Annotated in this window: 14 protein-coding genes; all 14 read left to right on the forward strand. The window is 52.7% G+C overall.

Going from position 1 to position 12493, the window contains the following annotated elements:
- Positions 1-36: 36 nt before the first annotated feature.
- The 14 genes from ACW73I_RS17250 to tpx all read left to right on the forward strand — a co-directional run bounded on the left by ACW73I_RS17250 (position 37) and on the right by tpx (position 12429).
- Positions 37-609: a methyltransferase family protein gene (locus ACW73I_RS17250; protein ID WP_458030669.1), complete on the forward strand. Its 573-nt coding sequence runs from the start codon at positions 37-39 to the stop codon at positions 607-609.
- Positions 610-987: 378 nt separating this feature from the next.
- Positions 988-1377 carry a preQ(1) synthase gene (gene queF, locus ACW73I_RS17255; protein WP_458030670.1) on the forward strand — a complete coding sequence of 130 codons (390 nt, stop codon included), beginning with the start codon at positions 988-990 and terminating at the stop codon, positions 1375-1377.
- Between the two features lie 7 nt (positions 1378-1384).
- Positions 1385-1669, forward strand: coding sequence for an EscU/YscU/HrcU family type III secretion system export apparatus switch protein (locus ACW73I_RS17260; protein WP_458030671.1), 285 nt, complete (start codon positions 1385-1387; stop codon positions 1667-1669).
- Entirely contained in the window at positions 1666-2523 is an 858-nt protein-coding gene (gene asd / locus ACW73I_RS17265) for an archaetidylserine decarboxylase (protein WP_458030672.1), read from the forward strand. The genes ACW73I_RS17260 and asd overlap by 4 nt, the downstream gene beginning before the upstream one ends.
- A gap of 122 nt (positions 2524-2645) precedes the next feature.
- The gene (gene yajC / locus ACW73I_RS17270; RefSeq protein ID WP_458030673.1) at positions 2646-2993 is read left to right on the forward strand and encodes a preprotein translocase subunit YajC; all 348 of its coding nucleotides are present in this window, start codon (positions 2646-2648) and stop codon (positions 2991-2993) included.
- Between the two features lie 79 nt (positions 2994-3072).
- Positions 3073-4920, forward strand: a complete 1848-nt coding sequence (gene secD, locus ACW73I_RS17275) for a protein translocase subunit SecD (RefSeq protein WP_458030674.1) — start codon at positions 3073-3075, stop codon at positions 4918-4920.
- 55 nt (positions 4921-4975) lie between these two features.
- Positions 4976-5407 carry a nucleoside-diphosphate kinase gene (ndk, locus tag ACW73I_RS17280; RefSeq protein ID WP_458030675.1) on the forward strand — a complete coding sequence of 144 codons (432 nt, stop codon included), beginning with the start codon at positions 4976-4978 and terminating at the stop codon, positions 5405-5407.
- Complete coding sequence (gene rlmN / locus ACW73I_RS17285) at positions 5382-6497, forward strand: 23S rRNA (adenine(2503)-C(2))-methyltransferase RlmN (RefSeq protein WP_458030676.1); 1116 nt, start codon at positions 5382-5384, stop codon at positions 6495-6497. The genes ndk and rlmN overlap by 26 nt, the downstream gene beginning before the upstream one ends.
- Positions 6487-7257 carry a type IV pilus biogenesis/stability protein PilW gene (pilW, locus tag ACW73I_RS17290; RefSeq protein ID WP_458030677.1) on the forward strand — a complete coding sequence of 257 codons (771 nt, stop codon included), beginning with the start codon at positions 6487-6489 and terminating at the stop codon, positions 7255-7257. The genes rlmN and pilW overlap by 11 nt, the downstream gene beginning before the upstream one ends.
- A gap of 20 nt (positions 7258-7277) precedes the next feature.
- A complete protein-coding gene (hisS, locus tag ACW73I_RS17295; protein ID WP_458030678.1) occupies positions 7278-8576 on the forward strand; it encodes a histidine--tRNA ligase in 1299 nt (432 codons plus the stop codon).
- A gap of 20 nt (positions 8577-8596) precedes the next feature.
- Positions 8597-9253: a YfgM family protein gene (locus ACW73I_RS17300; protein ID WP_458030679.1), complete on the forward strand. Its 657-nt coding sequence runs from the start codon at positions 8597-8599 to the stop codon at positions 9251-9253.
- A 13-nt stretch (positions 9254-9266) separates the two neighbouring features.
- Entirely contained in the window at positions 9267-10481 is a 1215-nt protein-coding gene (gene bamB, locus ACW73I_RS17305; RefSeq protein WP_458030680.1) for an outer membrane protein assembly factor BamB, read from the forward strand.
- Between the two features lie 2 nt (positions 10482-10483).
- Positions 10484-11875 (forward strand): ribosome biogenesis GTPase Der, encoded by a 1392-nt coding sequence (gene der, locus ACW73I_RS17310; protein ID WP_458030681.1) that lies wholly within the window; start codon positions 10484-10486, stop codon positions 11873-11875.
- Between the two features lie 47 nt (positions 11876-11922).
- Positions 11923-12429, forward strand: a complete 507-nt coding sequence (gene tpx / locus ACW73I_RS17315) for a thiol peroxidase (protein ID WP_458030682.1) — start codon at positions 11923-11925, stop codon at positions 12427-12429.
- Positions 12430-12493: the final 64 nt, after the last annotated feature.

Here is a 12493-nt window from a genome sequence, read left to right on the forward strand (position 1 = left end):
ATGTTATGGAAGGCTTATCATGGATCCGGGTATTACATGACTTCGATACGCTTACTATGGCTTACGCTTTGTCTGCTTTGGATATTTTCGGAAATTAAGCTGTCGCTTAATTCCGGCCGAGATGAGCCAAACTGGATGCAGCGCGAGGAAAATTCGCAAACACGAATCCGGTTCAGCATAGTGATCAGTTTAGGCTTTGCTTTATGGTTTAAACAGCGAGCTTGGCTGCCGATTCCGATAGACTACCTACCGCGGCAACTGGTGGCCTTACTGTTGTTCGCCGCAGGCCTGACAATAAGGTACCAGGCAATTCGTCAGCTTGGATCTTTTTTTTCGACCGATGTGACGATACATCGGCAACACCGTTTGATCACCGAAGGACTTTACCGGCGGATCCGGCATCCGACGTACACCGGATTATTACTGGCATTAACGGCAGCCGGTTTGGCGATGGGAGATGTCCTTAGCATGTTGTCGCTGACCGCCGCTAATTTTTGGTCGATCAAAACCCGTATCGACATCGAGGAGAAAATGCTTTTACGGGCATTCGGAACTGATTATCTGGACTATTGCAACAGAAGCTGGAACCTGCTGCCCTGGATATTTTAGGACGATCGGTTCCGTTTCTTTTTGGCTTTATTTACGCGATCGCGACATTTTCGTTCAACATTCACCCCGGATCTGGCGAAGATACAAAACGAAGGCTAACTTTGTCCGGTGTTGGCTTACCCTGATATTCTTTACCGCCTGCCTCCTCGGCTTGATCTCGGCTGCGAATTTGGACTTGATTATTGATCGGGGACGAATCCATAGGCGATCTCAATTCATTCGAATGAAAGCGCCAGGCTCGACAGCGATATGCTTTTTCCACAAATCATGGAAATCAAACTTTAATTTCTTCCGCGCCGATAGCTGGTAAAATTCCGGCTCTGAGGCCGCCGATGCACAATTGAGCGGCCGACACCATTCGAGTTAACAAACAATGCAATGACCACAAAACCTAGTTCAGACCTCACCACTTTTGAAAATCCCAGACCCGGACGCGATTTCACGATCCGCATCGACATTCCGGAGTTTACCTGCCTATGCCCGATGACCGGTCAACCGGACTTCGCGAAATTGCTTATCGAATACGTGCCCGACAAACTGTGCGTCGAGTTGAAATCCTTGAAACTGTATATGTGGACCTTCCGCGAACGCGGCGCCTTTCACGAAGCGGTCACCAACGAGATTTTGGATCACATCGCCGCCGCGATTTCACCCAATTTCATGCGCCTGCGCGCTGATTTCAACGTGCGCGGAGGCATTTATACCACTGTGGTCGCCGAGCACCGCAATCCCGGTTGGCAGGCACCGGTTTTAGTCAACCTCCCTTGATTCAAGCGTGAGCGGCAGAACCTTTTATAACGCCGATATCGCCGTCGCCCTGCAGTACGACGGCAAGAACGCCCCTAAAGTCACCGCCAAAGGCGAAGGCTTTACCGCTCAGCAAATCCTGGCCATCGCGGAGAAACACGGCGTGCCGCTGCAAAATGAGCCGGAACTCGCGCGGGTCTTGGCGCAAATACCCCTTGGCGACGAAATCCCTCAGGAACTCTACATAGCCGTCGCCGAAGTCATTGCCTTTGCTTATTTTATTAGCGGGAAAACGCCCGACTCTGAACTATGAACTTAAAACATCTTTTGACTGTTCTACCGCAATACGCCTTACCGCATCATGCCTTATCCGCGCTGATGTCCAAATTGACCCATTGCGAAAACACCCTGTGGAAAAATCTGTTTATTCAGAGCGTCATCCGCCTATACGGTGTCGACATGGACGAGGCGAAATATCCAAATCCGGACCACTATGCCAGCTTTAACCACTTTTTTACTCGCGAATTAAAAGACGGCCTTCGTCCAATTGCGCCGGCCCCGGATGCCATTGCCTGCCCCGCCGACGGTTCCGTCAGCCAGGCCGGGCCAATCGAAAACGGCCGGATTTTTCAAGCCAAAGGTCACAGCTACAGCTCATTGGAATTGCTAGGCGGCAATGCCGAACGCGCTAAAGTATTCGAAAACGGCTTGTTTGCCACCATCTATCTGTCACCGAAAGATTATCACCGTATACACATGCCGCTGACCGGCACATTAAAGGAAATGGTACATATCCCCGGCCGTCTGTTCAGCGTCAACAATGCGACGGCGGAAGGCGTACCCAATCTATTTGCCCGTAACGAACGCGTCGTTTGCATGTTCGATACCGAGGCCGGCCCTATGGCGCTGGTGCTAGTCGGCGCGATTTTCGTTTCCAGCGTTGAAACGGTCTGGCATGGCGTCGTAACGCCGCCGACCATCAGCAAAACGAAAACCTGGCATTACCAAGAAAATCCACCGGTTTTGGAAAAAGGCGCGGAGCTGGGGCGATTCAATATGGGATCGACCGTTATCATGCTATTCGGCGAGGATAAATGCGCTTGGGATCGGAATCTGACTGCCGGCAAGCCGGTAAAACTAGGCGAACACATAGGTCATTGTTTTTGATGACAACTTAAAAATCAAACCGACATGCGAGAATCCTTGCGAGTATGGCATAATGGCCAACTCTCTGGCCGCCGGCCAAACATCTATTACAACACGACGATAATAATTTTAAGAGGTTAACGATGAGCTTTTTTATCTCTGATGCAATGGCCCAAGCCGCACCAGCCGTTCAACAACCAGGTTTCGAGGGCATGTTATTCCCATTGGGTATTTTGATTTTTTTCTATTTTTTATTCATTCGCCCTCAATCCAAACGCAACAAAGAACAAAAACAAATGCTCGCGGCGCTGACTAAAGGTTCCGAAGTAGTCACCACCGGAGGCATTTTGGGCAAAGTTGCCGAATTAGACGACAACTTCGTCAAACTGGAAGTCGCGGAAAACAGCTTCATTCAGGTTCAGCGCCACGCGATAGCAAACATGATGCCGAAAGGCACATACAAAACGCTTAATAAAAAACCTAAAGTTTAATCTGCAGCTATACGCTTAGACACTCAACATTCTGATCTTTGCTTACCGCAAAGCTGTCACTGCTTTTTAATATAGTCCTATGCAAAATCATTTCCCGCTTTGGAAGAATATCCTGGTCCTGACTGTTTTGATATTCGGTATTCTTTACGCCCTCCCCAATATTTACGGTAACGATCCGGCAGTGCAGCTGGCATCCAGCACCACCACCCCATTACAGCAAAGCCAAGCCGATGAGGTGGCCGGCAACTTAAAGCAAGCGGGTTTAACCGCGAAAGCCATCGAATTTGAAAATGGAAAAATCCTGGCCCGCTTTAATAACACGGATGATCAGTTAAAGGCAGCCGACTTGCTCAGGAACAAAACGTCCGGTCAAGCCACTGTCGCGTTAAATCTAGCCCCTTCTACCCCAAGCTGGCTTGCAGCGCTGGGCGCGGAGCCCATGTATCTGGGCCTGGACTTGCGCGGCGGCGTGCACTTCTTGTTGGAAGTGGACATGGATACCGCGTTGAAACAAGCCGACGAACGCTATAACAACGATATACGTAGCGCGTTTCGCCAAGCCAAAGTCCGTTATCAATCCGTCAGCAAAGAAGCCGACGGTATTAAAGTGGTACTGCCGGACGAAGAAAACCGGGCCGCTGCCGCCGAGGTGTTGAACAAGGACTTTCGTAATCTGGACATGGTGGAAAGCGGACCGAACGAATTTTTGTTGACTATGTCGGAGCGCGAAATCGCCGCGATCAAAAAGTCGGCGCTGGAACAAAACATCACGACATTACGCAACCGAGTCAACGAGTTGGGTGTGGCTGAGCCCATCATTCAGCAACAAGGCAGTAGCCGCATTGTCGTGCAGCTTCCGGGTGTACAGGACACCGCCCGCGCAAAAGAATTGTTGGGCACCACCGCCACATTGGAATACCGGCTGGTAGATGTAGAGCATGACGTTCAATCCGCCGTCAATGGCCGCGTGCCGGTCGGCAGCCGCTTGTATTACGACAAAAACGGCCTGCCGGTGCTATTGAAACGCTCGGTCATCGTAACAGGCGACCAAATCACCGATGCGTCCTCCGGCCTGGATCAGGACGGCCATCCTGCTGTATTTATCACGCTGGATGGCGTCGGCGCCAAGAAGATGGGCAAAATCACCCAAGAAAACATCGGCAAGCCGATGGCGGTCGTGTTCATCGAACACAAATCGGAAACCCGCGTCGTCGACGGCCAAAAAGTCCAACACAAAGAAAAAATCGAAAAAGTCATCAGCGTCGCCACGATACGCGACTCTTTCAGCAAGCGTTTTCAAACTACGGGCCTCGATAGCACCAACGACGCCCGCAACTTGGCATTGCTGCTGAGAGCAGGCGCCTTGGCCGCCCCGGTTGAAATCGTCGAAGAACGTACCGTCGGCCCCAGCCTAGGCCAAGAAAATATCGACCAAGGCATGTTGTCGATCAATATCGGCTTCCTGCTGGTTGTGATATTCATGGCGATTTACTACCGTAGCTTCGGCTTGATCGCCGACTTTGCCCTGATTTTGAATCTGGTCATGTTGATCGCCATTCTGTCGCTGTTGCAAGCCACCCTCACCCTGCCGGGCATGGCCGGCATTGTATTGACCGTAGGTATGGCGGTGGACGCCAACGTGCTGATCAATGAACGCATACGCGAGGAATTGCGTAACGGTAACAGCCCGCAAGCCAGTATCTATGTCGGCTATGAAAAAGCCTTCGGAACGATTTTGGATTCCAACGTCACTACGCTGCTGGTCGCCCTGCTCCTGTTCGGTTTCGGCACCGGTCCGGTTAAAGGCTTCGCGGTAGTCCTATCGCTCGGTATTTTGACCTCGATGTTCTCCGCGATTACCGGCTCCCGCATGTTGGTAAACTGGTTTTACGGCGGCGACAAACGCGTGGAAAAACTGTCTATCTAAACGCGTTATAATGTACCGATTTTTATCCTTAACCTTAATAACTGGAGTTTAACTAATGGCAATTGAACGCACTTTCTCAATCATCAAGCCTGATGCAGTCGCTAAAAACGTGATTGGGGAAATTGTCAGCCGCTTCGAAAAAAATGGTTTGCGCGTCGTCGCATCGAAAATGATGCAACTGAGCCAAGAACAAGCCGAGGGCTTTTATGCCGAGCATAAAGAACGCGGTTTTTTCAAAGACTTGATCAGCTTCATGATCTCCGGCCCTGTTGTTGTACAAGTGTTGGAAGGCGAAAACGCGGTATTGAAAAACCGCGACCTGATGGGCGCTACCAACCCTAAAGAAGCCGCTCCCGGTACCATCCGCGCCGACTTTGCGGTCAGCATCGACGAAAATGCCGTTCACGGCTCCGATGCACCTGAATCCGCCGCACGGGAAATCGCTTATTTCTTCTCCGCCGATGAACTCTGCGACCGCATCCGCTAAACCGGCGTTGATTAATCTGCTGGATTTCGACAGAAAAGGCCTGCAGGCCTTTTTTGTCGAACTCGGCGAAAAACCGTTCCGCGCCACGCAATTGCTGAAGTGGCTTTATCAGGAAGGCGTCACCGATTTCGACCAGATGACCAACCTGAGCAAAACGTTGCGCACGCATTTGACAGAACACTGTGAAATCAAGACGCCGGAAATCGTGGCCGAACAACTGGCGTCCGACGGCACCTGCAAGTGGGCCATGCAAACCTATTGCGGCAATCGGATCGAAACCGTTTTCATCCCGGAAGAACGCCGGGCCACCCTGTGCATCTCATCGCAAGTCGGCTGCGCATTGGCTTGCAGTTTTTGCTCCACCGCCCAGCAGGGCTTCAACCGCAACCTGACGACCGGCGAAATCATCGGCCAGCTTTACCTGGCCCAGCAGCGCTTGGGCCCGGAACGCCGCATCAGCAACGTTGTGATGATGGGTATGGGTGAACCTCTGTTGAATTTCGACAACGTGGTTGCGGCGATGAATCTGATGATGGACGACTTCGCGTTCGGCTTGTCCAAACGCCGGGTAACCGTCAGCACCTCCGGCGTCGTGCCCGCCATGCACCGCCTGGGCGAGGTCTGCGACGTCAGTATGGCCGTATCGTTGCATGCGCCAACCGACGCCTTGCGCAACCAACTGGTGCCGATCAATCAAAAATATCCTCTATCGGAGTTGATGGAAGCCTGCCGCGAATACGCCAAAATAGGTCCGCGCAAACATATCACTTTCGAATATGTCATGCTTGCCGGCGTCAACGATAGCCGGGAGGACGCCAAGACCTTAGTCAAGCTGTTACAAAACGTGCCGTCAAAAGTCAATCTGATCCCGTTTAATCCGTTCCCGCAGTCGCAATACCGCTGTTCGGATATGGCAACGATATTGAAATTTCGGGACATATTGCATAATGCCGGCATCGTCACGACCATACGCAAAACCCGCGGCGAAGATATAGACGCGGCCTGCGGCCAACTGGTCGGCCAGGTCCGGGATAAAAGCCGCCGCCAGTTAAAATTGCAAGCGGCAAGGAATCCGAACCATGCTGTTTAAACGTCGTTTGCGTTTTCTGGTTTTTGTAATCGCTTGCGTCACTACCGGCTCGTGCGCTCTTCTACCCGACTTCGGCGGCGATGGCATGAGCAACGAGGAAGAAGCCAACCTGAATTTGCAAATGGGCGTGCGCTACATGGAACTAAACCTGCTGGACGTGGCTCAGGAAAAACTCGAAAAGGCTTACGACCTCGACTCCGGCAACCCGGAAATCCTGAATGCCTTGGCGATCTATAATGAGCGCGTGAAGAACGACGAAGAAGCGGCGAATTTCTATCAATCCGCCATTAAACGCGCGCCCGACAACTATGACACCAAAAATAATTACGGCCGTTTTCTGTGTGAACGCGGCCAGCAAGAAAAAGGTTTAACTCTACTGCAGGAATCGCTCGAGTCGCCCTACAACAAACGCTCCTGGTTGACCCTGAGCAATATAGGCGTATGTCAATTACAGCGAAACGACCCGGCTCAAGCCGAACTCTATTTCCGCAAGGCGTTACAGATAAATCCAAGCTATACGCTCGCCCTGAAGGAAATGGCAAAGATCAGCTATAACAATCAGGAATTCATGTCGGCACGCGCTTTTCTGGAACGTTACGCGGCGACTGCCAAACACACTCCCGAAACGTTATGGCTCGGTTTTCAAACAGAACGCGCTTTGGGCAATCAGCAAAACGCCGAGGATTACAAAGAACGCTTAATTTACGCCTTCCCGACCTCGACCGAGGCGATGCAAGTTAAATCCGCAATTAGCAAGTAACTTAGCGGCAACAAATATTTATGGCAAAAAATCAACAGGCTATTCAAGCCATCCGCGGGATGCACGACATTCTGCCCGAACAATCCCCGTATTGGCAGTGGCTGGAACATCTTGCACGTCAAGTCTTGGCCGCATACGGCTACCAGGAAATCCGCTTACCTATCGTTGAAAAAACCGAGCTTTTCAAACGCTCTATCGGTGAAGTCACCGACATCGTCGAGAAGGAAATGTATACCTTCGACGACAGAAACGGCGACTCTTTAACTTTGCGTCCGGAAGGCACGGCCGGCTGTCTTCGGGCATGTCTGGAACACGGCATGCTGCACAATCAAAGCCACCGTTTATGGTATTACGGCCCGATGTTTAGGCACGAGCGTCCGCAAAAAGGCCGCTACCGCCAGTTTTATCAACTGGGTGTCGAAACCTACGGTATGCCGGGCCCCGATGTCGATGCGGAAATGATCCAACTGACCGACAGGCTATGGAAAAAATTCGGCATACGCGACAAAGTCGTGCTGCAATTAAATTCGCTAGGCACTACCGACGAACGCGCCGCCTACCGCGATCATCTGGTCGAGTATTTCAAGCGCAATATCGACGTTTTGGACGACGACAGCTTGCGCCGCCTCGAATCCAATCCTTTGCGCATTCTCGACAGCAAGAATCCGGACATGCAATTGATGCTCAGCGAAGCGCCGGTTCTGTTGGAACACTTGGGCGAAGACAGCCTGAACCATTTCGACAAGCTGAAAACCATGCTGGGCGACTTGGGCATAGCCTACGAATTGAACACCCGCCTGGTTCGAGGCCTGGACTATTACGGCAAAACCGTGTTCGAATGGGTCACCGACGAGCTCGGAGCCCAAGGCACCATATGCGCGGGCGGCCGATACGACGGCCTGATCGAACAACTAGGCGGCAAAGCAAACCACGCGATCGGCTTTGCGATGGGCATGGAGCGCATTCTGGCTTTGGTCGAACAACTCGACAGCGTGAACATAGCACCCGGCGTAGACGTTTACATGGTACGCGTCGGCGACGAAGCCGAAAAAGCCGGCCTGATGTTGAGCGAAAAATTACGCGACCGGATCGATGGCTTGAAACTACAGGTTAATTGCGGCGGCGGTAGCTTCAAGAGCCAGATGAAAAAGGCCGATAAATCCGGCGCCGAATTTGCGATTATCATCGGCAACGATGAGGCGCAACGCGGAGAAGTCGCGTTAAAGCCGCTACGCGCCGAGCAGGAACAAATCAACTTGAGTCATGACGCTCTTATCCGGACTCTGACCGATTGGCGCAACAACAAACCTTTTGTATAAACCCTAACCCGAGAAATACCGTGGCTATTTACGATACCGAAGAAGAACAACTCGAACAGCTTAAAAAATGGTGGGATGCCAATAACACTTCGCTAATTGCCGGCGTAATCACCGCTATCGTACTGGTAACCGGGTGGAATCTCTGGCAAAACCATCGTTTGGAGCAACGCCACGAAGCTTCCAGGCTTTATCAAAATCTGCTGGACAGTGCTTCCAAGGACGACAACGCGGCCGTTGAAAAATTGGCCGATCAATTAGCGGTCGACTACGGTTCCTTAGCTTATGCCCGCTTCGCTGCATTGGAAAAAGCCAAAAGCAAGGTGCAACAAGGCGATCCGGAGGCCGCAAAGGCCATTTTGCAGCAGCAAGTACAGAATTCCGGCGGCGGGGTGTTACAGCACGTTGCTCGCCTGCGTTTAATACAGTTGATGCTGGCAACCGGCCAATACGAAGAAGGCTTGAAATTAATAGCGGCCGTGGACCCCGCTAAACTGGAGGGATTCGCCGCGAGTTATGACGAGTTGGAAGGCGACTTATACCTAGCAATGGATCGTTTGGACGAAGCGCGCAACGCGTATCAAAATGCGATCAGAACCGGACAAGCCACTGCCCTGACCCAATTCAAGCTGGACGACATTGCCGCGCCGGCATTCAATCCAACCGCCGCCACTCCTTAAACTCATAGATTGCATGTTGACAGTTTCGTCAAAAAATTTTCGCGCATTAGCGAATTTGCTTATTTGCCTGCCGTTACTGTCGGGATGTACCGCATTGGATGCCGCTCGCGATTTGATGTCCGGACTGTCGGAATCGATTTTCGGCGATGAAGATAGCGCCGATCCGCCGGCTCAACTGACCGAGTATCAAGCCGAAGTAGAAATCGATACAATATGGAGCAAGTCCGTCGGCGACGGCGCCGACAAACAGTTCTTGAAACTGATTCCCGCCGTTCAAACCGACCGTGTCTATGCAGCCGACCGCTACGGCATATTGCAGGCTCGTAATACAGCCGACGGCGACTTGATTTGGGAACAAGATAACGATCTTGCTTATTCGGCGGGGCCGGGGCTAGGCCGCGATGTTCTGGTGATGGGCTGCACTTCCGGCGAGGTGGTCGCCTACGATCTGGCGACCGGCGAACAAAAATGGCTAAGCAATGTACCCAGCGAGGTGCAAGCCGTACCGGTCATCGCCAAGGGCATCGTCATCATCCGCACCACCGACGGCAAGGTCATCGCACTGCGAGAAGCCGACGGCTCGCGTATATGGCTCTCCGAAAACAGTGTGCCGGCTTTGAGCATACGCGGCGCGGGTTCGCCGCTGGTTACCGATAATGCCGTCGTTATCGGCGAAGCCAATGGCAAAATGCAAGCATTGCAACTGAGCGACGGCAAAAATTTATGGGAATCGACCATCGCCATACCCACTGGCCGCTCGGAAGTCGAGCGCTTGGTGGATTTAGACGTCGACCCGATACAAAGCCGTGGTGCCCTATTTATTTCCAGTTTTACCGGCGGCACCTCGTCGATATCCGAAGTCGACGGCGATGTCATCTGGCGCAACCCGGAAATTTCGTCTTATGCCGGCATTAGCGCCGATTACCGTTATTTATACGTTACCGACGTTCACAGCGAAGTATCTCAGTTGGATCAACGCAACGGCGCTTCGTTATGGAAGCAAAAAGACTTGCATAATCGGCAGTTGACGGCCGCCATGGTTTACAACAATTATGTCGTAGTCGGCGACTTTGAAGGCTACGTGCATTGGTTATCCGTCATTGACGGCAGGCAGCTGGGCCGTACCCAAGTGAGCAGTTCGCCTATCGTAGCCAATCCGGTCATCGTTGACGGCACTGTGTATATATACGCAAAAGACGGCACTCTAGCGGCCTTGAGAGCGAGATAACCATGTTACCTGTTATTGCTTTGGTCGGCCGCCCCAATGTCGGCAAATCCACTTTATTCAATTATCTTACGCGCAGCCGCGAGGCGCTCGTCGCCGATTATCCGGGTCTCACCCGCGACCGCCAATACGGGCGAGTCAAGCGCGGCGAACGCGACTGTTTGGTCGTGGACACCGGCGGCATCACCGATGAATTGGCGGGCATAGACGCGTTCGCCAAGAAACAAGTGGAAATCGCATTGCAAGAATCGGATGTCGTGTTCTTTCTGGTGGACGCGCGTGACGGCATCAACGCCGCCGACGAAGCGATCGGCGATATGCTGCGCAAACTGGGCAAACCGGTGGTGTTGGTCGTCAACAAAATCGACGGTATCGACAGCAACACGGTGACGGCGGATTTCTTTGGCTTAGGGCTCGGTGAGCCGGTTGCCATCGCCGCCGCGCACGGGCGTAACATCCATACATTGCTGGGCCGTATCGACGAACTGATACCGCCCGCTACCGAGGAAATCGAAGCGGAAGACCCCGGCATCGCCATCGCCATCGTCGGTCGCCCCAATGTCGGAAAATCGACCTTGGTCAACCGATTGCTGGGTGAAGAACGCGTCGTCGTATTCGACGAGGCCGGCACCACCCGCGACAGCATCTACATTCCGTTCGAGCGCGACGGCAAAAAATTCACCCTGATCGATACCGCCGGCATGCGGCGCCGATCCAAGGTATCTCTGGCCGTTGAAAAATTCAGCATTATCAAATCGCTACAGGCCATCGAGAAAGCCCATGTCGTGATTTACCTGATCGACGCTCGGGAAGGCGTCACCGACCAGGATGCCCATCTACTGGGTTTGATTCTGGAAGCCGGACGCGCCTTGATCATCGGACTGAACAAATGGGACGGACTCAGCGCCGAGCACCGCGACTTCGTTAAAAAGCAAATCGAAATGAAGTTGTCGTTCCTCGATTTCGCCGAGAAACACCCCATTTCCGCCTTGCACGGCAGCGGCGTCGGCAAGCTGTTCGATGTCGTACACAGTCTTTACGATTCGGCAATGATAGACATGTCGACGCCGGAATTGACCCGCATCCTGAACGATGCGGTGCGCGCCCATCAACCGCCGTTGGTGGCCGGCCGCCGCATCAAACTGAAATACGCCCACCAGGGCGGACGTAACCCGCCTATCGTCGTGGTCCACGGCGTGCAAACCGACTCGCTTCCGGGCGCCTATAAACGCTATTTGATGAATTATTACCGCGAGCAATTGCAGCTGAAAGGCACGCCGGTACGATTGGTATTCAAGTCGCCGGAAAATCCGTTCCACGGGCAGAAGAACAAACTCAGCGAACGCCAGGTCAAAAAACGCAAACGCTTGATAGCGTTCAGCAAGCGGAAAAAATAAAACTTAGCGGAAAACCGGCTTTCGCCCAATATATTTCGGAGGAATTCATGGCCACCATCACCTTCCAAGGCAAACCTATTCATACTTGCGGCGAACTGCCCGCCGTCGGCGGCAAAGCCCCCGCTTTTAAGTTGACCAACCGCAAAATGCAGGATGTCGGCTTAGACGCCTTTGCCGGCAAGCGCAAAGTCATGAATATCGTGCCTAGCCTGGATACGCCGACCTGCGCGACCTCGACCCGCAAATTCAACGAAAAGGCGACGCGCTTGGATAACACCGTGGTGCTGGCAATCTCAGCCGACCTGCCTTTCGCCCAAGCCCGCTTTTGCGAGACCGAAGGCATCAAGCATGTCACGGCCTTATCGTCCTTCCGCTCCGGCTTCGCCCGCGATTACGGCGTCGAACTACTGGACAGCATCCTAGCCGGCCTGACCGCCCGCGCCATCGTCGTCATAGACGAAGACGACAACGTGATTTACACCGAACTGGTCCAGGAAATTGCCGATGAGCCGGATTATGCGTCCGCTTTGGCCATACTTACTCAGAATAAATAAGGATATCGTCCAAAATAACTTCCCGATATGGCCATAGTCACTGGGGACGTACCGAGTGAGGATG

Source organism: Methylomonas sp. MgM2 (genome assembly GCF_054172045.1).